Consider the following 22,528-nt stretch of genomic DNA (forward strand, 5'->3'; position numbering starts at 1 on the left):
TTTTAATTGAAAGAATTAATTGTATGTATAATTACTATTTTTTATTGAAAAAGTCACAGAAATAATATAAAAAAATTGATAAAAAATTTAATAAAAACTACGAACAATTCCCAAAACACTAAAAACCAAACAATTAAATTAAAGAGCTGAAAAATTTATATTAAATAAAAATTCGATGCTGAAACTTTGATCACTCGGAAAGTAAATTCCTCTGGTTCCTAATTCGATTGGAGCCACAAAATTAAATAAATGCATATCTCCAGTAAATTCAACTCCTGTAGAATTATAGTATCTTGAATTTCCTTTATATTTCCCTTCACCATAATCATAAAATAATAAAGCTTTTATTCTCTTTAAATAAAGAACCGGCCCTACCTTCCAATCGGGATAACAAAGTGGTAGCCTGTATTCTGAAATAATCCTTGAAAACTTCTGGTTGACCTGACTAAAATAGCCTCGGGGATATAAAAGATAATTTGAGAAAATATAACTTCCATTCTCATTTATTTGCCTGCCAATATCAATTCTAATACTATGATGTTTCAACACCCCCGGGAATAATAGGGTTGCCTGGCCTACTAAAGAATTACCATAGTCAAATTTACCAAACGGTGATTGTCTGTAGTTCAATCTGAATGATTGTCCCCACCTTGGCAACAGGTCTCTTGGCGCCATCTTCAGATACCTAGATCCTCTCAAGTCATATTCGAAAATATTTTTAACCCCTGTCTTAAAATATGCAGGTGTTTCATTATTCCTGTAATAGTGTGATGTGTAATTATAAACCGTCGAAGTGATCGCCTGAGCATATTTACCTCTTGTCAAATTCAATGGTACAGAAACTGATAAAGCCAGTTTATCTTCCTGAAATTTAAATACAGCATCATTACCTGTCGTATCGAGTCCTAGTCTTTGTCCTCTTGAAGCAGCGATGGACAAAACAGGATACCAACCTTTATAAACAAATGAACCTTCTACAGTACCTGTTCTATCGCTATAATTGTACAGATATGCTAATTTACTGATAGCTGTGCTTAATTTGTTTTGGGAAAATAATGTTACACCCGAATTCACTTCATAAGTATTGGCATTGATATAAAGCGGTGCCCAGCTATGTAGATAGAATAGATGTGTACCTTTTCTATATCTTTTAATTGTTGATCCTTCTGCAGCTGAATCCGGATTGAGATCAGGCAAAGGAATACCCAATTCCTGCTTTGCTAATTCAGGATAAAGCTTTACTGATTGATCTTTAATATTGTTCAGGCTTATCCAATTTGCAGTGTCTATTGGAATACTGGAGACATAATATCCGTTTGCCGTGTAGCTTGAAAACAATAGAGTATCCTGACTACTATTTAAACAAGGATCAAATGCTCCATAGCTTACAGATGTAACCTGAAACACCGAAGAATCACTTAAACGAAAGGCATAAATGTTATCAATACCAGAATATACACTTCTGAAAAAAATATGATTAGAAGACACTACTGGCTGCGATATATCCTTATAACCGGATCTGAATAGAGTTTTGAATTCAGAAGTACTGATTGAAATTTCATCAATCCTTTTACCCTCATCGTCCAGCATAATTGCATAAAGCTTACTCCCATCATTGTTCCATGCAGGCATTATCGGATAGTCGTTTTCCGGATGATAAATTTCCTTGATTAATTTACCTGATTGGCTTTCAAAAATGGAAACACAATACTTACCATTTTGCTTTGCATCAACAGCAGCAATCATACTTCCATCCTTTGAAAAAACCGGAGCAAAGAGATGTTTCCTTCTAGTTAGTTTTAGTCTTTTATTCCTTCTTTTATCAGCATTAAAAACTATAAGATTTGAATAAATTCTATTGCTCCATCTTTTGTCAAATCCATATTCAGCCCAAACAATTTTATTATGAGATGCAGAAAGTATCTGCGGATTAAAATAACCTGGTACAAATATAGTTTTTTCTTTATTTCCGGGCTCGGTAAGGACATATTGTTGAATATCGCCAAGACCGGACTTTAGAGCTATAATTTTTCCATCAGATAAGTATTGCGGAAAACGATAACTTGTAAAAGTTTTGGTGTCATTAAAATGTATTGTATCCAGATTGCCTAACAATATGGTTGAATCTTTCTGAAGTATCCATTGATCACGTAAAAAATACATACATGAGTCATAAAGCTTCCATTTAGATAATCCCGTAGTTCTTTTAATTCCCTGATTAAAAGGCATAGGGTTATAAGCCCTTCTGGCAGCATTGTTAACTGATTTACTCCATACAGCAGGAGAATACCTATTTCTTGTGTATCCTACCAGCTGATACCCCAGATAATAATAGTTAGGAACAAAGTCTCGGAAAGAACCGAAATAGGCTTTCTCATAACTATAAATTTTTCGTTGCAAAACCTGAGTTCTCAGAGGCATGGTGAATTCAGGCAGTCTGCCTCTTCCCGTATTGGACAGAGCAGTTTCTGTGACCACTGCATCACCTTCTAAAAACCAGAGAGGCAGATAAAGACCTGCAATAGCACCTATCGCTTGCTGGCCTAACAGGAAATATAAAATCTTTGTGAGTCCCTGATTAAGTTTATCAAGTTGTACTACGTGTCTGAATTCGTGTAATGCTAATTGATCTATCCAGTTCTGCGGATAGATATCCTGATCAGGAATGGTATAAAATTCAGCCCTCTTTGGAGCCCAAACTACAAAAGCATTAGATACACTTGACTGAGGATGGAGAATTACAGATATTTTTTTAGGTTCATGGTTAAGACTATACGAAACATAAAGATAGACCTTCTCCAGGGATCGGGAAGTTCGTATAGCTTCCTCTTCAATTTCAACAGGGTATATAACCTGAAAATCTTTTGTAACAATTTGTTTCCACCTTAGGCGTGAGGGATCCTGCCCGGTTTCTACATATTGAGAATAGGCAGTACTAAAGATTGTAAAGAAAAAAAATAAAAGTATAACGATTCTCCGGAATGCGTTATTTTTCCTCATTGTCTTCAGTTTCCTCCTCGAGCAGATTCATTTTAACTACTAATACACTCTGTTTTGATTTTTTCAAAATGGAGATTTCGTACCTTTCAAATTTAATCTTTTCGTTCAACTCAGGTATCCTTCCGAATACCTTATTTACAAGACCTGCCACTGTGTCATAATCTCCACTCTTAGGCAACGGAATAGGAAGATACTCATTCACATCTTCTATTGTAGAAAGAGCGTTGACAACAAATTCTTCTTCATTGGTTTTTTCAACAAAGGGAGCTTCTTCATCATGCTCATCCTGAATCTCCCCTACCAGTTCTTCCAGAATATCCTCAATGGTCACAATACCGGCAACACCTCCAAATTCATCGGTAACTATTGCCATGTGGAGATGTTTTTCCTGCAATTCCTTTAAAAGCTCGCTGATCTTCTTTGTTTGGGGAACAAAATAAGGTGGATTTATAACTCTCTGAAGGTTTATATCTTCCTTTTTGTTGATCATTTTGAGCAAGTCTTTGGTATATACTAGCCCAATGATATTATCTATAGTTTCCCGATAAACAGGCATTCTTGAATAACCTTCATTAATGACCTTATCCAAAATCTCCTCTGGAGAAGTATCTTCATCAATAGCATTGATACTGGTTCTAGGAACCATAATTTGTCTGGCAGTAATCAGGTTAAAGCTGAACACATTTTTAATCAGCTCATGAGCACTTGGCTGTATTGCACCGGAAACTTTTCCCTGATCCAGAATTAATTGAAGTTCCTCAGCGGAGTGTATTTCATGGATGTCAGACATATTGATGCCTAACATTTTTAAAATCAGGGAAGCAAAACCATTTAATATCCAGATTAAGGGTTTAAATACAATATAAAAAAACCTTAATGGATAAGATACTGATAAAGTCGTTTCTTCCGGTTTCTGAATGGCAATAGATTTAGGAGCAAGCTCCCCGAATACAATATGTAAAACGGTAATTATAGCAAATGCAAACGGAAGGGCAATTTTATGAGCCAGGTCTACGTTAGGTTCTAGTCCTAGGTATTCTATTATATTCAGAATAATTCTCGTAACAACACTTTCGCCAATCCAACCAAGACCAAGACTAGCAAGGGTAATTCCTAGTTGAGTGGCAGACAGATAACCATCTAGGTTTTTGAGAATATTTAAGGAAAGGTCCGCTGTTTTATCTCCACTGGCCGCCTTTACTTCTAATTGAGAAGATCGGACTTTAACAATTGCAAATTCAGCGGCGACGAAAAACCCGTTTAAAAAGACAAGTAATAAGGTATAGAAAACATCTAATAGCATAAATGATAGAGAATGATATTTAGTGCATATCCATTCTCTGACAACTTACCTGATTTAAGGAAGTCAGAATGCAAAAATATGTATATATAAATTATCCCAGAAAAATTTCGTGAATTATTTATTCTCTGAAACTATTTAGGATTATTTCCTGTAATAAGGGGTGTGCCAAAATTTTGTGCAAAATGTTTTTTTGTAGAAGAAATTGTATAATTTTACGCTGAATCTTATGAAGAATAAAACTATTCTGGATCTTGTTTTTTTCATAAACATCAACAAAATCTCATTACTAGTTACAATCTGTCCTTTAAGAATTACAATTTCATTCGACAAAATGAAATTAAAACCAATTAAAAAAGAAGTATGAAGGAAGAAATATTATCCAGTCCTTATTTCCCAATTGCAATTCAATTTCTGGTAGCCGCTGGATTCGTCAGCGTCAGTCTTCTAGCCAGCTACATTCTTGGTCCCAAAATATCTACCAAACATAAAACCGAAACATTTGAAAGCGGAATTGACTCTGTCGGCAACGCCAGAATGCAATTTTCTATCAAATATTTTCTGGTTGCTACACTCTTCGTTCTGTTCGATGTTGAAGTAATCTTCTTCTACCCTTGGGCTGTAAATTTTAAAGAATTTGCAAAAGAGGGAATCGACGGGTTTCTTGAAATGTTACTTTTCATGGGTGCATTTATTATAGGCTTTGTCTATATAATAAAGAAAGGTGCCCTTGAATGGGATTAAATTATCAACATTAGAATCATTCTAAATTATGGCAAATATAGTTCACCCACCTGCCGGTTTTGACGGACCAGGCTTCTTTGCTACTAGCTTGGACAAAGCTGTTGGCCTTGCCAGAAAGCATTCTGTATGGCCTTTACCATTTGCAACTTCTTGTTGCGGTATTGAATTTATGGCTACCATGGGCTCTCACTACGATATTGCAAGATTCGGAGCTGAAAGACCAAGCTTTTCTCCAAGACAGGCAGACCTTCTGATGGTGATGGGTACAATCGCTAAAAAGATGGGACCAATCGTTCGCCAGGTATATGAACAAATGGCTGAACCGAAATGGGTAATGGCTGTTGGTGCATGCGCTTCCAGCGGTGGAATATTTGATACTTACAGTGTACTGCAAGGAATAGATAAAATTATCCCGGTTGACGTTTATGTTCCTGGATGCCCTCCAAGACCAGAACAGATACTTGACGGACTTATGAAAATACAGGAGTTGGTGGAAAATGAACCACTCAACAGAAGAAATACTCCTGAATACAAACAATTACTGGCTTCTTACGGAATAGAATAATGGAAGAACTAACCCACCAGAGGATACAGGAAAAACTTACTGAGAAGTTTGGTGATGCCATCCTTAAGGTCGAAGAACCATACAATTTACTTACCTTAACAATTAAGAGAGAATCTCTACTCGATATTCTAAGATTTCTTTATAATGATCAGGAACTTGAATTCCAGTTTCTGACAGATATCACAGGAGTACACTTCACAGCACCGGAAGAAGTTCTAGGGGCTGTTTATCATTTGCATAACTTACCTAAAAATAAAAGAATCAGATTAAAGGCATTTTTTCCTAAAAATGATCCTGTAATCGATTCTGCTACTCCGGTTTTCTCAGGTGCAAACTGGATGGAAAGAGAAACCTATGACTTTTTTGGTATCCAGTTTAAAGGACATCCAAATCTGAAAAGAATTTTAAATGTTGATGATCTTGGCTATTTCCCTTTGAGAAAAGAATATGCATTAGAAGATTCAACGAGAACGGATAAAGACGATTCCTTGTTTGGCAGATAACAGTTATGCTTACACAACCTAACAACACTAATACTCAAGTTACCGACCAGAGTGAACTGACTACACTGAATCTTGGGCCTACTCACCCAGCAACTCACGGTGTATTCCAGAATATTCTTAAGATGGATGGAGAAAAAATTGTTGATTCTGAATCTACAATTGGTTACATCCACCGGGCTTTCGAAAAACTGGCTGAAAGAAGACCTTTCTATCAGATTACTCCTCTCACCGATCGTCTTAACTACTGCTCTGCTCCTATCAACAATATGGGCTGGCATATGACTGTTGAGAAATTAATTGGTGTTGAAGTTCCGAAAAGAGTTGAATACCTTAGAGTAATCATCATGGAGCTTTCAAGAATAGCCGATCACCTGATCTGTAATAGTATTCTTGGTGTTGACTCCGGCGCTTATTCAGGCTTCCTTTATGTAATGCAGCAAAGGGAGAAAATCTACGAGATTTTTGAAGAGATTTGCGGAGCTAGACTTACAACAAACATAGGCCGTATCGGAGGTTTGGAAAGAGATTTCACTCCTGCAGCCTTTGCTAAAATAAAAACCTTACTTGAGGAATTCCCATTAGTATGGAAAGAAATGGAAAATCTGTTTAATCGTAACAGAATTTTCATGGATAGAACCATTGGCGTGGGAGCCATTTCTGCCGAAAGAGCATTAAACTATGGATTTACAGGTCCTAATTTGAGAGCTGCCGGCGTTGACTATGACGTGAGAGTAATGAACCCTTACTCTTCGTACCAAGATTTTGACTTTGAAATACCTATTGGAACAAACGGTGATACTTACGACCGTTTTATGGTAAGAAGTGAAGAAGTTTGGCAAAGCCTAAGCATTATTCGTCAGGCACTGGAGAAACTACCTGCAGGCCCTTACCATGCAGAAGTTCCAGATATCTACCTTCCTCCAAAAGAAGAAGTATACTCCAACATGGAAGCATTGATCTATCACTTCAAGATTGTGATGGGTGAAATTGAAGTACCTAAAGGTGAAATTTATCATAGCATTGAAGGTGCAAACGGAGAGCTTGGATTTTATCTGATCAGTGACGGTGGTAGAATGCCTTACAGACTGCACTTCAGAAGACCAGGTTTCGTTTACTATCAGGCTTATGGTGAAATGATCAAAGGAGCAACAATTTCTGATGCTGTTATGACCATGAGTAGCCTTAACCTGATTGCAGGTGAAATGGATGCCTGATTTCAATAAGATTTAATAAATTTGAGTTTAATATAAACTGAGTAAAAAGTTTTTGTACGGTTTTCCTTCGGACAAAAACTATGTGCCTACAGCAAATACAATGGGAGCAGTACAATCAGAAATCAAATTTTCAGAAGAAAAGCTGAAAAAGGTTCAGGAGATCATTTCCAGATATCCTGAAGGCAGACAAAAATCTGCATTACTTCCTATTCTCCATCTTGCGCAAAGAGAGTTTGACGGATGGCTTTCAGTTCCTGTAATGGATTATGTGGCCACTCTGCTGAACATTAAGCCAATCGAGGTTTACGAGGTTGCTACATTCTATACAATGTTTAACCTGAAACCTGTTGGCAAATGCCTCATTGAGTTCTGCAGAACAGGTCCTTGTATGCATAACAGAGCCGATCAGATTATAGAATATACTGAAAAGAAACTGGGTATAAAGGTAGGTGAAACTACTGTAGATAATAAGTTCTCTTTGAAAGCTGTTGAATGTCTAGGTGCATGCGGATATGCTCCGATGGCTCAGATCGGTAAGTTCTATTATGAACATCTTACAGAAGAAAAGATGGACAAAATTATTGCAAGACTAGGACAAGAAGATTTTAATCCTGATAATAAATACGAGATCTAATGGCCAGGAAATTATTATTAGAAAATATAAACGTTCCGGGGATTAAATCCTTTAACGTTTACAGGGCAAATGGCGGTTACCGTTCAGTTGAAAAAGCTCTGAAAACCATGTCTCCTGACGACGTGATGGAAGAAGTGAAGAAATCAGGACTAAGAGGACGTGGTGGTGCCGGTTTCCCTACCGGTATGAAATGGAGTTTCCTGGATAGAAAATCTGATAAACCAAGATATCTTGTATGTAATGCTGACGAAAGTGAGCCAGGTACATTCAAAGATAGATTTTTAATGGAATACATTCCTCACCTTCTTATTGAAGGCTTAATCGTTTCCAGTTATTCCTTAGGTTCAAATACTACTTATATATACATCCGTGGCGAATACAGATGGATCGTGGATATTCTTGAGAATGCCATTGCTGAAGCTAAACACAACGGTTTCCTAGGAAAAAACATTCTTGGATCAGGATACGATCTTGAAATTTATGTTCAGCCAGGTGGTGGTGCTTATATCTGCGGTGAAGAAACTGCTTTGATTGAGTCACTCGAAGGAAAAAGAGGAAATCCAAGAATGAAACCTCCTTTCCCTGCTATATCAGGACTATACAACTGCCCTACAGTGGTAAACAATGTGGAAACGCTGGCAACAGTAGTTCCTATCATTAACATGGGTGGAGATGAATATGCTAAAATTGGCGTTGGCAGATCTACAGGGACAAAACTGATCTCTGCTTGCGGACATATGAATAAACCTGGAGTTTACGAAATCGAATTGGGTCTGCCTGTTGACGAATTCCTAAATTCTGACGAGTATTGCGGTGGAATCAGAGCCGGACATACACTTAAAGCTGTTGTACCTGGAGGTTCTTCTGTACCTATTTTACCTGCAGAACTGTTCTACAAAACCAAAGAAGGTGTAGCTAGATTAATGAGCTACGAATCACTTTCTGAAGGAGGTTTTGCAAGCGGTTCTATGCTTGGTTCAGGTGGATTTATCGCAATGGATGAGACTACATGTATTGTAAGAAATCTATGGAACTTTACAAGATTCTATCATCATGAATCTTGCGGTCAGTGCAGTCCTTGCAGAGAAGGTACTGGATGGATGGAAAAAGTGTTGCACAGACTAGAACACGGACATGGATCAATGAGTGATATCGACCTATTGGTTGACATTGCTAAAAAGATTGAAGGAAATACAATCTGCCCACTTGGAGACGCTGCAGCATGGCCTGTAGCAAGTCACATCAGACACTTCAGAGAGGAGTTTGAATACCATGTTAAATTTCCTGAAAAAGTAGCACATAGTCCATTTGCACATAGTGTGGATTATAAAAGAGAATTAAATACTGTATTACAATGATTAAGGTAACTATAGATGGTGTTGAAACAGAGGTAGAACCAGGAACAACGATCCTGAATGCTGCCAGACAAATCGGAGGCGATCTTGTACCTCCTGCCATGTGTTATTACTCTAAACTTAAAGGTTCAGGAGGAAAATGCAGAACTTGTCTTGTAAAAGTATCTGCCGGTTCTGCTAAAGATCCAAGACCAATGCCGAAACTGGTTGCATCTTGCTCCACTCCTGTTCAGGACGGTATGGTTGTACAAAACATTACTTCTCCTGAAGTTCTTGAAGCAAGAAAAGGTGTAGTTGAATTCTTATTAATAAACCACCCTCTTGACTGCCCTATCTGTGATCAGGCTGGTGAATGTCACTTACAGGATCTTGCATTTGAGCATGGTTCTGCGAAGACCAGATACGAAGAAGAAAGAAGATCTTTTGATAAAATAGATATCGGTAGCAAGATACAATTGCACATGACAAGATGTATTCTTTGCTACAGATGTGTCTTCACTGCTAATCAAATCACTAATGAACGCGTTCACGGCGTTCTTAACAGAGGAGATGCTGCCGAAATTGGCACCTACATTGAAAACGTAATCGAAAATGATTTTTCAGGTAACGTAATCGATGTTTGTCCGGTCGGAGCTCTTACAGATAAAACCTTCCGCTTCAAAAGCAGAGTTTGGTTTGTAAAACCTATGTACGCTCATCGTAATTGCGATAAATGCTGTGGAAAAACTACCGTCTGGATGAAAGGTGATGAAGTTTTCAGAGTAACAGCAAGAAAAGATCAGTACGGAGAAGTAGAAGATTTCATTTGCAACGATTGTAGATTTGACAAAAAATTAGCCAGCGACTGGACTGTAGAAGGACCTGCTCCGATTCAGAGAAATTCTGTTCAGGCTCAAAATAAATATTTACAGGGAATAAAAGTAGATGCACCGAAGAACATAGGTTATGGAAATATTTCTGATAGATAAGATAGTATTAATTGTAGCCGTCTTCGGCATTACACTTTTATTCGCACTATACAGCACGTATGCTGAAAGAAAAGTCGCTGCGTTTATTCAGGACAGACTGGGTCCTAACAGAGCCGGAATTTTCGGTATTCTTCAACCTCTTGCCGACGGAGTAAAATTCTTTTTAAAAGAAGAGTTTATACCTGCCCATGCTGATAAGGCTTTATTTATTTTAGGTCCATCAGTATCAATGACCACTGCATTAATGACAAGTGCAGTTATTCCTTGGGGAAATTCATTAGAATTATTTGACAGAGTCATCAGCCTGCAAATCACTGACCTTAACATCGGTATCCTTTATGTATTTGCAGTTGTTTCGATTGGAGTTTATGGAATTATGATCGGAGGATGGGCTTCGAACAATAAATTCTCTCTTCTTGGAGCATTGAGAGCTAGCTCACAGATGATCAGTTATGAAATTGCAATGGGCTTATCTATCATAGCTCTTGTAATGACAACTGGTACATTAAGCCTTGGTGAAATTGTGCAGCAGCAGAATGGTTCTATATTCGGTATTTCCGGAGCTTCCTGGAACATTATTTATCAGCCACTTGGCTTCTTAATCTTTATGATTTGTGCCTTTGCTGAGTGTAACAGAACTCCATTTGACCTTCCGGAATCTGAAAACGAGCTTGTCGGAGGTTATCATACAGAGTATAGCAGTATGAAACTTGGATTCTTCCTTTTCGCTGAGTATACTAATATGTTTATATCTTCTGCGATTATGAGCTCGCTTTATTTCGGAGGATATAACTTCCCGTTCATGGATCAGTTAGGATTATCTCATAATCTAGTAACTATCCTAGGAACAACATTCCTTTTCGCGAAAATCGTTATGTTCATATTCCTTTTCATGTGGGTAAGATGGACACTTCCGAGATTCCGATACGATCAATTGATGAGAATGGGCTGGAAAATGCTTATTCCATTGGCATTGATCAACATAATTATTACAGGTCTTTTAATCGTTGTATTAAAATAAATCAGTTATGCACTCTTTATCTAACAGATCAAAGGTTGTAGTTAAGAAAGAAATGACATTGACGGAGAAAATGTATCTTCCGGCAATACTTGGTGGTATGATGATCACTATCAAGCACTTCTTTAAAAGAAAACCAACCATTCAATATCCTGAACAAAAAAGAGAGTTCAGTAAGGTTTACAGAGGCAGACACATTCTGAAAAGAGATGAGCAAGGCAGAGAAAACTGTACTGCCTGTGGTCTATGTGCTGTAGCTTGTCCTGCTGAAGCTATATCAATAGTTGCCGCTGAAAGAAAAAAAGGTGAGGAACATCTGTATCGTGAGGAAAAATATGCTAAGACATACGAAATAAATATGCTTAGATGTATTTTCTGCGGTCTTTGTGAAGAGGCTTGTCCTAAAGATGCTGTATATCTTACAGAAGAACTGGCACCTGCAAACTTTGACAGATCGAACTTTATTTTCGGAAAAGATAAACTTGTTCAACCAGTAGGAACAAGTGCGCATCCCAAAACTTATAAACCTTACAAAAAGTAACGATGGATCAGTTGGTATTTTTGATTTTGTCTATCATTTCGATAGGTGCTGCATTGGCGGTTATATTTTCTAAAAACCCAGTGTATAGTGTATTATTTCTGATATTGACTTTCTTTTCTATAGCAGGGCATTATGTTCTATTGAATGCACAATTTCTTTTCATTGTGCATATCATAGTTTATGCAGGAGCAATCATGGTTTTGTTCCTTTTTGTCATCATGCTTTTAAACCTCAACAAAACTAACGAAACCAGTAAATCTATGCTACCTAAAATAGCGGGTGCTATTTCAGGAGGGCTGTTACTGATCGTATTGTTGGGAGCAGTAAAAGGCCTTAATCAAGCAGAAGCAAGTCAAGCCGTAAATGCAGATATGGGTTCAGTTAAAAATCTGGGCAAAATCCTTTTCAGCGAATATTTGCTTCCATTTGAAGTTTCATCCGCACTATTCCTTTCTGCAATGATCGGAGCTGTGATGTTAGGAAAAAAGAATCTTAAAGATCATTAATATTTGAAATAGCAGATCATGCAAGTTTTATCAAACACAGTTAACAACTACCTTGTTCTTGCAAGCATCCTTTTTGCGATAGGCGTCATGGGTGTCCTTGTAAGAAGGAATATCATTATCATATTTATGTCCATCGAGCTGATGCTGAATGCCATAAACCTTTTGCTTGTGGCATTTTCTGTATTTCATAATGATGCATCAGGCCAGGTATTCGTTTTCTTTATCATGGCAGTTGCAGCGGCTGAAGTCACAGTCGGTCTTGCGATCCTTGTAATGATATACAGAAATACAGGATCGGTAGATATAAATTCTCTGAATAAATTAAAGTGGTAGAATAAATAGATAAAAGATGTTACAATTAGCCTGGTTAATACCTGTTTTACCTCTTATAGGATTTTTGATAATTGGTTTAGCTAATAAAAAATTACCTAAAGCCGTTGTTGGTTTTGTAGGTTGTGGAAGTATTCTTGGATCCTTCGCAATTGTACTTACTTTACTAACCGAAGTTTTAAACGGAACCATTCAGTCTGAAACCCTCACCTATTTCAACTGGATTTCAGCAGGTTCACTTGATATTAAGCTTTCATTTCTTATAGACCCGCTTTCTGTTACGATGATGACCATTATCACAGGAGTTGGTTTCTTAATTCATTTGTATTCTGCCGGATACATGTCTCATGACGAAGGATTTGCGAGGTATTTCGCTTACCTGAATCTATTCGTTTTCTCCATGTTAATCCTTGTGATGGGATCCAACTTCCTTGTTCTGTTTGCAGGATGGGAAGGTGTAGGACTTTGTTCATATTTACTTATCGGATTCTGGTTTAAAAACAATGATTATAACAATGCTGCTAAAAAGGCATTCATAATGAACCGTATAGGTGACCTTGGCTTCCTTTTAGGAATGCTTTTGATCATCGTTACATTCGGAAGCCTTGAGTATAGCGCTGTTTTCGAGCAGGCTCAAACTATCTTTAAACCAGGAGTTGCTCAACCTGTACTAATTGCAATCACATTGCTATTATTCCTTGGAGCAACTGGTAAAAGCGCACAAATTCCACTTTATACCTGGTTACCTGATGCGATGGCAGGTCCGACACCAGTTTCTGCACTTATTCACGCAGCAACCATGGTTACAGCAGGTATATACATGATTGTAAGATCTAACGTACTTTTCTCTTTAGCGCCATTCACTTTAGAAGTAATTGAAATCATCGGACTTACAACTGCTCTTTTTGCAGCAACAATCGGTCTGGTTCAAAACGATATCAAAAAAGTACTTGCTTATTCTACAGTGAGTCAGTTAGGATATATGTTCTTCGCTCTTGGAATGGGAGCTTATTCAACAGCAATTTTCCATGTAGCTACACACGCATTCTTTAAAGCACTTCTATTCCTTGGTGCTGGCAGTGTAATTCACGCAATGAGTGGCGAACAAGATATCAGAAGCATGGGTGGTCTTTGGAAAAAACTTCCGATTACCTTCGCTACGTTTATCATAGGAACAGTTGCCATTGCAGGTATTCCTCCATTTGCAGGTTTCTTCTCTAAAGACGAAATACTGGCTCATGCTTATGAGCACTCCCCTATCCTATGGGCACTTGGAGTTTTAGGCGCATTGATGACTACATTCTATATGTTCCGTCTGGTTTTCTTAACTTTCTTCGGATCCTTCAGAGGGACAGAGCATCAGAAATCTCATTTACATGAGTCTCCGCTAATTATGACTATTCCTTTGATGGTACTTGCAGTTCTTTCTATAATTGGAGGTTTTGTAGGTGTTCCTGAAGTTCTTGGAGGGCATAACTTCCTTAAATCTTTTTTAAGCCCGATAATCGCACCTATTAATCAGCATACTGGACACGCATTAAGCCATTCGACTGAATTAATGCTAATGGGAATTTCAGTAGGGGCAGTTTTATTGGTAATTATAATTGCTGCTATAGTTTATATTTCGAAAAAAGCAGTTCCATCTCCAGAAGGATCAGATCTTTCTGCTCCTCACAAAGTGCTTTACAACAAATACTATATCGACGAAATCTACAGAACTCTGGTAGTAAAACCACTTTACTGGCTTGGAGATATATTCTACAAAGTGTTTGAGATAAGAATTATCGACAACTTTGTAAATGCCTGGGGTAAAGGAGTTGACAGAGGTAGCGCAGGTTTAAGATTTCTACAAAACGGTAGCATCAGTTTCTACATGTTTGCTATGGTTATTGGCATCATATTAATATTGTTCTTTAACACGATTATCAAGCTTTAATGGAAACCAGTATATTAATTTTTCTTCCGCTGGTAGCAGGCTTAATTTCATTCCTGCTTCCTGACAACAGGGCAAAACAATTTGCATTTGTAGCTGCATTGGCTGAATTTGCTTATTCTCTGGTTTTACTCTTACAATTTAATCCTCAGGAAACTTTAGCTTATGCTACTTCAGTACCATGGGTTAAATCAATGGGCATTTCATTCAGTGTAGGAATGGATGGAATCAGCATACTTCTGGTAATGCTTACCACCTTTCTTATTCCTTTAATTATTCTATCTTCATTCAGAAGAACATTTGCTAACAGCAACTACTTCTACGGGCTTGTATTGATTATGCAGTCAGCGCTTGTAGGCGTATTTGTTGCCCGTGATGCATTTCTATTTTATGTATTCTGGGAGTTGGCACTTATTCCGATCTATTTCATTGCATTGATCTGGGGAGGTGAAAACAGAAAGAAAATCACTTTCAAGTTCTTCGTTTATACCTTAGCAGGTAGTTTATTAATGCTTGTTGCGATCATTTATCTGTATCTTCAGACACCAAACGGTTCTTTTGACATTAATCAATTCTACGCAGTTGGAAGTACATTAAGTTCAACAGACCAGGCTCTTGTATTCGTTGCATTCTTTCTTGCATTTGCTATCAAGATGCCAATCTTCCCTTTTCATACTTGGCAACCTGATACTTATACTGTAACACCTGCTCAGGGAACTATGCTTCTTTCTGGCATTATGCTAAAGATGGGTATCTACGGAGTTATCAGATGGATACTTCCACTTGTTCCAGAGGCAGCTCACACTTATGGAATGCCGGCAATTATTCTTAGTGTAATCGGAATTATCTATGCTTCTATCATTGCAATAAAGCAAAAAGACTTCAAGAGGCTGATTGCTTATGTTTCAATCGCGCACGTAGGTTTGATAGCAGCAGGAATATTCACTCTAGGAGAAGAAAGTCTTCAAGGAGGTATCATTCAAATGCTTTCTCATGGTATCAACGTAGTAGGATTGTTCTTTGTGATTGATGTTCTATTTGATAGAACCAAAACTCTTGAATTATCTTCTTTAGGTGGTATAAGAAATGTTGCGCCTTTCTTCACTGTTACATTTATTATTTTGCTTTTCAGCAGCATAGCACTACCATTTACAGGAGGTTTTCCTGGTGAGTTTCTTCTATTCGTTGGAATATTCCAGTACAATCCATGGATAGCTGCAGTAGCAGGAGTTTCTGTAATTCTTGGTGCAGTATATATGTTGTCAAGCTTCCAGAAGATCATGTTGGGAGAAACCAACAACTTAACTTCAGGATTTGCAGATCTGTTTACAAGCGAAAAACTGGTATTAATACCAATAATCATTTTAATATTCTGGATGGGGATCTACCCTGATACATTCCTTGAAATTTCGGGACCAGCAGTTAAAGCATTAATCAAAGGAACAGGGACATCTTTAAGTTTGAAATAACCGATGAAAACATTAATTCTAACAGCATTACTTGGCATCGTTTCAATGTTATCCGAGATATTCGGATTCAGAAAATACCTTTGGACAATTTTAGTTCTTGGCCTTACAGGTGTATTTTGTGTAAACCTATCTGAGTTAACTTCTGCATATCAGTATTTCCCGAATATGGTTGTATTCGATCATTATGCAGGAGTATTTTCTGGTTTGATAATCCTGATGGCTCTTGTTTGGTTTTTTATTTCAAAAGATCAGTATGATTCAAATGAATTCAATCAGGCAGATCATTACTCACTGATAATGTTTGCATTAACCGGTACAATTGTACTGGTATCATTTACCCATCTGGCAATGCTTTTCCTTGGAATCGAAATCCTTTCTATTCCAATGTTTATCCTTGCAGGTAGCAGAAAACATGAATTGTCTTCGAATGAAGCTTCTTTAAAGTACTTTATCATGGGTGCTTTTGCATCAGGTATATTATTGTTTGGTATTGCTCTTTTATATGGAGCAACCGGAACATTCAATATCCACGAAATTGCGCTAATTGCATCTAATAATTCAGGTTCTGTATCTATCTTATTTTATACTGGTATATTTATGGTGATGATTGGTCTTGCATTCAAAGTTTCTGCAGTACCATTCCACTTCTGGACACCTGATGTTTATGAAGGATCGCCACTTGTGATTACCGCTTTCATGGCAACCATTGTAAAAACGGCAGCATTTGCAGCTTTCTATAGATTATTCAATACAACATTTGCTCCTCTAATTCACCAATGGGGATCTACACTGTCTGTTATTATTATCTTTACAATTTTAACAGGAAACATTCTTGCTGTATATCAGACCAGTGTAAAAAGAATGCTTGCATACTCCGGTATCGCTCAGGCGGGTTACATGTTAATGACTATCCTTCTTACAACTTACGAAAGTCAGAATGCATTGATACTTTATACATCCTCTTATGCACTATCAACACTTTGTGCTTTTGCAGTTCTTCATTATGTAGTTAAGATAAAAGGCAGTGATACATTCGAATCATTCAGTGGTTTAGGAAAATCACATCCTCTACTTGCTGTAATAATGGTGATTTCTATGCTTTCATTGGCAGGAATTCCTCCAGCTGTCGGGTTCTTTGCTAAATTTTATCTGTTCTCAGCTGTTCTGCAACAAGGGTATTTGGCATTGGTAATTGTAGCTGTACTAGGTTCTTTAATAAGCGTTTACTATTATTTCAGAGTAATTATTTCAATGTATTCTGGAGAATCTGAAACAGAATCAATACAACTTACTGTTATAAATAAAGCTGTATTAGTATTAATTGGGTGCCTAATAATTCTTCTTGGAGTTACTCCTGGCCTGTTTATTGATGCTATAAAGTCTTTAACCTAAAGACAGAAGTTTAATCAAATAGTTTATTAATACATGGATTCTATAGTACACCTCTTTCAGCAATTGATCGATCCCGAGAAACTGATTCTGTTTGGAGGTGTAACTTTAATCCTGTTAGTTGTATTTATAGAAAACGGTTTGTTTTTTGGTTTTTTTCTTCCAGGAGACACACTACTTTTTACAACAGGAATATTCTGTGCAACAGGCATCTTGAATACATCTATTCTCCTGCTCTTAGGTACGATATCACTATCTGCAGTACTTGGTAATTTAGCGGGATATGCCTTTGGGAAAAAAATGGGAGAAGCATTACTTTCCCGAAAAGATACTCTCCTTTTTAAAAAGAAATATGTTATGGCTGCTGAAGCCTTCTTTATTAAATATGGAGGTTTGGCTTTAGTGATGGGAAGATTCTTACCAATTATCAGAACTTTCGCACCCATTTTCGCGGGAGTTGTAAAATTCGACTTCAAAAAGTTTCTTACATATAATATAATAGGTGGAATACTTTGGGTCTTTTCAATGCTTTTACTAGGTTATTTTTTAGGTAGAATGTTCCCTCAAATTAAAGAGCATCTTGAATTATTTATAGGAGGAATTGTAGTCATTACCTGGATTCCTGTTATAAAAACCTACCTTACAGAAAGAAGAAAAGTTAAGAAAGCTAACGAACAGGTCTGAAAAAATTTTTAATTATTTTACTTTCAATGTCTGTTCTTTTGGTTAATTTTATTGGATTTTATTAGGGTATTTGCTGACCAATCAACTTAATGGATAACATTTATTTTTGGGTAATCTTTAATGTTTTTGTACTGGGCCTTCTGATTCTGGACCTGTTTGTTCTGAATAAAAAAACCCAGACAGTGAGTGTTAAATCTGCTTTGTGGTGGTCTGCATTTTGGATAGGTCTAGCTGTAGCATTTAATATATTTGTATATTGGTGGAAGGGTAAAAATGCTGCTTTTGAATTCCTTACGGGTTATCTGCTTGAGGAATCTTTAAGCGTTGACAATCTTTTCGTATTTATGCTGATATTTAACTACTTCAGAGTCCCTGCAGAATATCAGAGAAAAGTTTTGTTTTGGGGAATCATTGGAGCCTTGGTACTCAGAGCATTTTTTATAGTTGTCGGAGTTTCTCTCATTAATCAATTTCACTGGATGGGGTTCATTCTTGGAGGATTTTTAATTTTTACCGGTGCTAAAATGGCCCTTGAAAAAGATGAAGAAATCAATCCGGAAAAAAATCCTATTATATTATTGGTTAACAAATTCTTGAGAGTAACCAAGAATTATCATGGCAGCGATTTCTTTACGAGAATAAATGGTCAATTATATGCAACTCCTTTATTCATAGTAGTCCTTGTGGTAGAAACAACTGATGTTGTATTTGCAGTTGATTCAATTCCAGCAATCCTTGCTGTAAGTAAAGATCCTTTCATCGTTTATACTTCTAACGTTTTTGCATTATTAGGTCTAAGATCTCTCTACTTTGCCCTTGCAGGAATAATGCAGCTTTTCCATTATATCAATTATGGACTTTCATTGATTTTAGTATTTATAGGTATAAAGCTTGTCGGTGATTCTGGCGGATGGTTTGAAATTGATATGAAGTATGCCCTGATGATAGTTGCAGGAATACTGACTCTTTCAATTCTTTTTTCAATTTGGTTCCCTAAAAAAGAAGAGGACCATAATGATGAAGAGCCTAAAGATGAATCTGTTGAAGCCAATGAAAATAAGTAAGCCGACTGTAAAAACAGTTATATATTTTATAGTTTTCCAGAAGTTATATCTATTTGATAGATCTATATCTAAGATTTGACTGATGTATCTTGGCTTAGCCCCTTCCTTTCATTATTCTTCTTGAAATTCCTTTGATAAAATTACTTAGTCAAGAATCTTTTGTTTTTCATTAAGATCTTTGACTCATATAATCATTATTCTATTCAGATCAAGATTAATTATATTGACCAGCCTGAAGTAATAGAAGAATTTTTTCAAGTTTTGGTATTAAAGCAGAAGCAGTACATTCAAAATTATTCACCATTACTGAAAATGAATATTCCTTTCCGGTTTCTGGATTTCTAATGTAGCCTGAGTAACAGAGGACCCTTTTCATACTACCGCTTTTGGCCCTCATATTATTTTCCAGTTTAGTACCTTTCCCAACTCTTTTCAAAGTACCACTCACTCCTGAAACAGGAAGCGAGTTATAAAAATCAGCATAGTACTTTTCTTTACTCATTTGTAAAAGCGCTTGACTGAATGCTTCTGAACATACCCAATTGAATGTAGAAAGTCCGCTTCCATCGAATATAACAATTGAAGATGGATCTATTCCTTTCGAATTCCAAAACTCCTGCAATGCCTTTATTCCGGCTTTAGTAGAACCTTCATTATATAACTTTTTACCAATCGTCTTTAATAATGATTCAGCATAAAGATTAAGACTATTGACATTGGTTTCCTTTATTATATCTTTCAAAGGAGAGGAAATAAATGTGTGTATAACCTTTCTTTCTGCTATTGGCCGGCCATTAAAAGTATATATAGACCTTTCGGGTTGGGTTACTTCTATTTTACTTTTCACTAGAGCATCCTTTATACCTGAAGCCACAAAATATGCAGGATCGGGCATTGATCCTTTAATTGAAAAATTTAAACCTTTAGGTATAGTCCCCGATACTACCCTCAGACTGGTAAACGGTGCTCCATAAATGTAACCATTATCGCCGCTTCCCTCTGTTGCAGTTTTAATAGAATTGAGAAAATGAATGTTAGGTATTACCGGATCTGTTCCCAAAATTTCGACAGAATCCCCAATTGCTTTTCCTGGTTTTAATAAAAGCTTATAAGTATTCTCATTTACATTCACACCATAGGCCCCCGTACCATAATAATTGCCGATATCTGTCCATATCCAATAGTCAGGGATAGAATTATATTCAAACCACGATGCATCTCCAATAATACTACCGTTGATCTGTTTAATGCCTGCTTCAGATAAAATTTTACAAATTTTATTCAGTACTTCACTCCATGCTTCCGATGAAGAAATCCTACCGCTTCCAAATGTTGGATCACCTTCTCCCCTAATGTAAATATTTCCATCAAGTACTCCTTTATTACTAATATGACCATCGTATTCCAGATAAGTTTTAAATGTAAAGTCAGGTCCAAGAATACTCAATGCAGCAGCTGTCGTCAGTAATTTCTGATTAGATGCAGGTATCAAGAGTTTATTACCATAATAATTGAGAATCGTTTTAGATGTAGATAACTCATGAGCATAAAAAGAAATACTCCCCCTCCTCAAATCATTTGTCTCAGACAATTTCTTCAATTCTGTCAATGCGCCCTGGCCTGATGCACAGCTTAAAATAAAAAACAAACCAATTGTTAATACTGGAAATATTCTTGCAATCATTTATCTTAACGATTAATTGAGTTAATTCAAATATTATTAAACAAGTTACAAACTGAAGAGTTTCCCTTTTACCGCATATGGAAAAATCTAACGGACATATAGAACAGACGAGGCTCTCTTGCCTGATAGACGTCAACGGAACATTTCTGAAAGTTGATGACGCATGCAGAACTATCTTATTGGAAGGCAATCTCCAAACCTCTTCAAACTTCTTTAGTTCATGTCTGGATAAATATGCTAAACTTTTTACTTCCTTTCTTTCAATAGTTGAAAAAAATGATCCTTCTGTTATAATCCTCAAACATAAATATAGCAAAGACATACTTGAGATTGAATGGACAGTTACCTTAAACGATAATGGAAATTCCTTTTCACTTAATGGTTTGATAAGACCAGATTTTACCGCTTCCGAAGTTCAGAATAAAATTCAGGAATACATTTATCCCATCATCATAACTGACTCATCTCTTAAGATTACATCTTACAACAAAGCATTTGAGAAGGTAAACCCTGCATTATCCAGAACAATAATAGGAATGGATTTAAAAGATGTATTAATAGATAAAGATGGTAATTTTATCCATGAAGGTATCTTTTCTACTGGGAATTGTTTCCTAATAGCACTTCAACTAAAGCTCAATGGACAGAATACTGATTATATAGTGTCCATACTTTCTGTATCTGATCATAATATTATTACCCTATTGCCTCAGGCTAATAGTTCCTTAAAGGAGAATGAGCTAAAGAAGAAAGAAGAGGATATAAATAACTTCATATATAAGGTCTCACATGACTTCAAAGGACCTCTTACTAGTTTGAATGGTGTACTTGATATTGCAGCAGATGAATTGAAAGACAGTGCATTCATTCCTTTTTTAAACATGATCCGAACATGTTCTGATAAGCTTGAAGCACTTATTACCACCTTACTCGAGCTATCACGGGTTCAGGCTACTCCAATAGTTGAAGAAGCAACAGAGCTTTATCAGCTTATTTCCGAATTAAAAAATGAAATCAGGAAACAAGTACCAGTGTTGTATGACAATGTTCAACTATCCATTCCTGATGCATTTCCAACCTTTACTACCGATGTTAGAGTGTTCCGAATCGCACTAAAGCATTTGTTGCTGAATGCATTTGTATTTCAAAAGAAGACAAGGCAACAACCAATAGTTGAGCTTAAGATAAGTAAAAACAACTCTGCTATTGAATTTGAAGTTATAGACAATGGACTTGGAATTGCTGAAAATAAAATGGAAAGAGTATTCGAAATGTTTTATAAAGGATCAGACTATTCCGTTGGAACTGGTATGGGGTTATACCTTGCAAAAGTAGCCATTCAGAGATTGTCTGGAGAGTTGATTCTGAAAAGTAAACTAGATGAAGGAACAAGAGCTATCATAAAATTACCTCAGAGTTGATATTAATACATAATTTTTTTTCAAGCTTTAACTTTTTTTATTTGATATATAGAAAGGTCATGATGAGATGAACTCTATGATCATATTCAAAACACAAGATACTCTGAAGGCATTGATATCAAAGGGAGACAGAAGGTCAATAAAAAACATATTTAAAAAATTATTTAAGTAATTAAGTCAAAAATTTTCACTTGATGTGTAATCTT

General features: G+C 36.5%; 20 protein-coding genes. 17 read left to right on the plus strand and 3 right to left on the minus strand.

From position 1 onward, the window contains the following. Nucleotides 1-138 precede the first annotated feature (138 nt). Both J7604_RS10835 and J7604_RS10840 read right to left on the minus strand, forming a co-directional pair. A complete protein-coding gene (locus J7604_RS10835) occupies nucleotides 139-3,000 on the minus strand; it encodes a hypothetical protein (RefSeq protein ID WP_293895456.1) in 2,862 nt (953 codons plus the stop codon). Further along, nucleotides 2,987-4,303, minus strand: a complete 1,317-nt coding sequence (locus tag J7604_RS10840) for a hemolysin family protein (protein WP_293895460.1) — start codon at nucleotides 4,301-4,303, stop codon at nucleotides 2,987-2,989. The genes J7604_RS10835 and J7604_RS10840 overlap by 14 nt, the downstream gene beginning before the upstream one ends. A gap of 360 nt (nucleotides 4,304-4,663) precedes the next feature. Here J7604_RS10840 and J7604_RS10845 point away from each other — a divergent pair, with 360 nt between their 5' ends. The 16 genes from J7604_RS10845 to J7604_RS10920 all read left to right on the plus strand — a co-directional run bounded on the left by J7604_RS10845 (nucleotide 4,664) and on the right by J7604_RS10920 (nucleotide 19,217). After that, on the plus strand, nucleotides 4,664-5,044 hold the full coding sequence (locus J7604_RS10845) for an NADH-quinone oxidoreductase subunit A (RefSeq protein WP_293895463.1): 381 nt from the start codon (nucleotides 4,664-4,666) through the stop codon (nucleotides 5,042-5,044). Nucleotides 5,045-5,072: 28 nt separating this feature from the next. Next, the gene (locus tag J7604_RS10850) at nucleotides 5,073-5,609 is read left to right on the plus strand and encodes an NADH-quinone oxidoreductase subunit B (RefSeq protein ID WP_028982166.1); all 537 of its coding nucleotides are present in this window, start codon (nucleotides 5,073-5,075) and stop codon (nucleotides 5,607-5,609) included. Next, nucleotides 5,609-6,112: an NADH-quinone oxidoreductase subunit C gene (locus tag J7604_RS10855; protein ID WP_293895468.1), complete on the plus strand. Its 504-nt coding sequence runs from the start codon at nucleotides 5,609-5,611 to the stop codon at nucleotides 6,110-6,112. Before J7604_RS10850 ends, J7604_RS10855 begins: the two co-directional genes overlap by 1 nt. Nucleotides 6,113-6,117: 5 nt before the next feature. Then, on the plus strand, nucleotides 6,118-7,326 hold the full coding sequence (gene nuoD / locus J7604_RS10860; protein ID WP_293895472.1) for an NADH dehydrogenase (quinone) subunit D: 1,209 nt from the start codon (nucleotides 6,118-6,120) through the stop codon (nucleotides 7,324-7,326). Nucleotides 7,327-7,426: 100 nt separating this feature from the next. Then, nucleotides 7,427-7,960, plus strand: a complete 534-nt coding sequence (gene nuoE, locus J7604_RS10865) for an NADH-quinone oxidoreductase subunit NuoE (protein WP_293896069.1) — start codon at nucleotides 7,427-7,429, stop codon at nucleotides 7,958-7,960. Continuing rightward, complete coding sequence (nuoF, locus tag J7604_RS10870) at nucleotides 7,960-9,318, plus strand: NADH-quinone oxidoreductase subunit NuoF (protein ID WP_293895475.1); 1,359 nt, start codon at nucleotides 7,960-7,962, stop codon at nucleotides 9,316-9,318. The genes nuoE and nuoF overlap by 1 nt, the downstream gene beginning before the upstream one ends. Further along, on the plus strand, nucleotides 9,315-10,283 hold the full coding sequence (locus tag J7604_RS10875; RefSeq protein WP_293895478.1) for a 2Fe-2S iron-sulfur cluster-binding protein: 969 nt from the start codon (nucleotides 9,315-9,317) through the stop codon (nucleotides 10,281-10,283). The genes nuoF and J7604_RS10875 overlap by 4 nt, the downstream gene beginning before the upstream one ends. Next, a complete protein-coding gene (nuoH, locus tag J7604_RS10880) occupies nucleotides 10,261-11,304 on the plus strand; it encodes an NADH-quinone oxidoreductase subunit NuoH (RefSeq protein ID WP_028982172.1) in 1,044 nt (347 codons plus the stop codon). Before J7604_RS10875 ends, nuoH begins: the two co-directional genes overlap by 23 nt. 7 nt (nucleotides 11,305-11,311) lie before the next feature. After that, nucleotides 11,312-11,842, plus strand: a complete 531-nt coding sequence (locus J7604_RS10885; RefSeq protein ID WP_293895484.1) for an NADH-quinone oxidoreductase subunit I — start codon at nucleotides 11,312-11,314, stop codon at nucleotides 11,840-11,842. A gap of 2 nt (nucleotides 11,843-11,844) precedes the next feature. After that, entirely contained in the window at nucleotides 11,845-12,348 is a 504-nt protein-coding gene (locus tag J7604_RS10890) for an NADH-quinone oxidoreductase subunit J (protein WP_293895488.1), read from the plus strand. A gap of 18 nt (nucleotides 12,349-12,366) precedes the next feature. After that, complete coding sequence (gene nuoK / locus J7604_RS10895) at nucleotides 12,367-12,681, plus strand: NADH-quinone oxidoreductase subunit NuoK (RefSeq protein WP_028982175.1); 315 nt, start codon at nucleotides 12,367-12,369, stop codon at nucleotides 12,679-12,681. A gap of 16 nt (nucleotides 12,682-12,697) precedes the next feature. Beyond that, nucleotides 12,698-14,614 (plus strand): NADH-quinone oxidoreductase subunit L, encoded by a 1,917-nt coding sequence (nuoL, locus tag J7604_RS10900; protein ID WP_293895493.1) that lies wholly within the window; start codon nucleotides 12,698-12,700, stop codon nucleotides 14,612-14,614. Next, nucleotides 14,614-16,080, plus strand: coding sequence for a NuoM family protein (locus J7604_RS10905; protein ID WP_293895496.1), 1,467 nt, complete (start codon nucleotides 14,614-14,616; stop codon nucleotides 16,078-16,080). The genes nuoL and J7604_RS10905 overlap by 1 nt, the downstream gene beginning before the upstream one ends. Nucleotides 16,081-16,083: 3 nt before the next feature. Next, on the plus strand, nucleotides 16,084-17,472 hold the full coding sequence (locus J7604_RS10910; protein WP_293895499.1) for an NADH-quinone oxidoreductase subunit N: 1,389 nt from the start codon (nucleotides 16,084-16,086) through the stop codon (nucleotides 17,470-17,472). Between the two features lie 33 nt (nucleotides 17,473-17,505). Further along, complete coding sequence (locus J7604_RS10915; protein WP_293895502.1) at nucleotides 17,506-18,153, plus strand: VTT domain-containing protein; 648 nt, start codon at nucleotides 17,506-17,508, stop codon at nucleotides 18,151-18,153. Nucleotides 18,154-18,242: 89 nt separating this feature from the next. Continuing rightward, the gene (locus J7604_RS10920; protein WP_293895505.1) at nucleotides 18,243-19,217 is read left to right on the plus strand and encodes a TerC family protein; all 975 of its coding nucleotides are present in this window, start codon (nucleotides 18,243-18,245) and stop codon (nucleotides 19,215-19,217) included. Nucleotides 19,218-19,431: 214 nt separating this feature from the next. On the opposite strand, the gene dacB is transcribed toward J7604_RS10920, so the two are convergent. After that, on the minus strand, nucleotides 19,432-20,901 hold the full coding sequence (gene dacB, locus J7604_RS10925; protein WP_293895508.1) for a D-alanyl-D-alanine carboxypeptidase/D-alanyl-D-alanine-endopeptidase: 1,470 nt from the start codon (nucleotides 20,899-20,901) through the stop codon (nucleotides 19,432-19,434). Between the two features lie 77 nt (nucleotides 20,902-20,978). On the opposite strand from dacB, the gene J7604_RS10930 reads away from it, so the two are divergent. Then, nucleotides 20,979-22,322 carry a HAMP domain-containing sensor histidine kinase gene (locus J7604_RS10930; RefSeq protein ID WP_293895511.1) on the plus strand — a complete coding sequence of 448 codons (1,344 nt, stop codon included), beginning with the start codon at nucleotides 20,979-20,981 and terminating at the stop codon, nucleotides 22,320-22,322. Nucleotides 22,323-22,528 lie beyond the last annotated feature (206 nt).

This window comes from Sporocytophaga sp., assembly GCF_017745095.1.
In the GTDB taxonomy this organism is placed as follows: Bacteria; Bacteroidota; Bacteroidia; order Cytophagales; family Cytophagaceae; genus Sporocytophaga.

Excerpts from the sequence above, each read along its gene's own strand:
- J7604_RS10835 (WP_293895456.1), bottom strand. The coding sequence starts at position 3,000 with ATGAGGAAAAATAACGCATTCCGGAGAATCGTTATACTTTTATTTTTT.
- J7604_RS10840 (WP_293895460.1), bottom strand. The coding sequence starts at position 4,303 with ATGCTATTAGATGTTTTCTATACCTTATTACTTGTCTTTTTAAACGGG.
- J7604_RS10845 (WP_293895463.1), top strand. The coding sequence starts at position 4,664 with ATGAAGGAAGAAATATTATCCAGTCCTTATTTCCCAATTGCAATTCAA.
- J7604_RS10850 (WP_028982166.1), top strand. The coding sequence starts at position 5,073 with ATGGCAAATATAGTTCACCCACCTGCCGGTTTTGACGGACCAGGCTTC.
- J7604_RS10855 (WP_293895468.1), top strand. The coding sequence starts at position 5,609 with ATGGAAGAACTAACCCACCAGAGGATACAGGAAAAACTTACTGAGAAG.
- nuoD (WP_293895472.1), top strand. The coding sequence starts at position 6,118 with ATGCTTACACAACCTAACAACACTAATACTCAAGTTACCGACCAGAGT.
- nuoE (WP_293896069.1), top strand. The coding sequence starts at position 7,427 with ATGGGAGCAGTACAATCAGAAATCAAATTTTCAGAAGAAAAGCTGAAA.
- nuoF (WP_293895475.1), top strand. The coding sequence starts at position 7,960 with ATGGCCAGGAAATTATTATTAGAAAATATAAACGTTCCGGGGATTAAA.
- J7604_RS10875 (WP_293895478.1), top strand. The coding sequence starts at position 9,315 with ATGATTAAGGTAACTATAGATGGTGTTGAAACAGAGGTAGAACCAGGA.
- nuoH (WP_028982172.1), top strand. The coding sequence starts at position 10,261 with ATGGAAATATTTCTGATAGATAAGATAGTATTAATTGTAGCCGTCTTC.
- J7604_RS10885 (WP_293895484.1), top strand. The coding sequence starts at position 11,312 with ATGCACTCTTTATCTAACAGATCAAAGGTTGTAGTTAAGAAAGAAATG.
- J7604_RS10890 (WP_293895488.1), top strand. The coding sequence starts at position 11,845 with ATGGATCAGTTGGTATTTTTGATTTTGTCTATCATTTCGATAGGTGCT.
- nuoK (WP_028982175.1), top strand. The coding sequence starts at position 12,367 with ATGCAAGTTTTATCAAACACAGTTAACAACTACCTTGTTCTTGCAAGC.
- nuoL (WP_293895493.1), top strand. The coding sequence starts at position 12,698 with ATGTTACAATTAGCCTGGTTAATACCTGTTTTACCTCTTATAGGATTT.
- J7604_RS10905 (WP_293895496.1), top strand. The coding sequence starts at position 14,614 with ATGGAAACCAGTATATTAATTTTTCTTCCGCTGGTAGCAGGCTTAATT.
- J7604_RS10910 (WP_293895499.1), top strand. The coding sequence starts at position 16,084 with ATGAAAACATTAATTCTAACAGCATTACTTGGCATCGTTTCAATGTTA.
- J7604_RS10915 (WP_293895502.1), top strand. The coding sequence starts at position 17,506 with ATGGATTCTATAGTACACCTCTTTCAGCAATTGATCGATCCCGAGAAA.
- J7604_RS10920 (WP_293895505.1), top strand. The coding sequence starts at position 18,243 with ATGGATAACATTTATTTTTGGGTAATCTTTAATGTTTTTGTACTGGGC.
- dacB (WP_293895508.1), bottom strand. The coding sequence starts at position 20,901 with ATGATTGCAAGAATATTTCCAGTATTAACAATTGGTTTGTTTTTTATT.
- J7604_RS10930 (WP_293895511.1), top strand. The coding sequence starts at position 20,979 with ATGGAAAAATCTAACGGACATATAGAACAGACGAGGCTCTCTTGCCTG.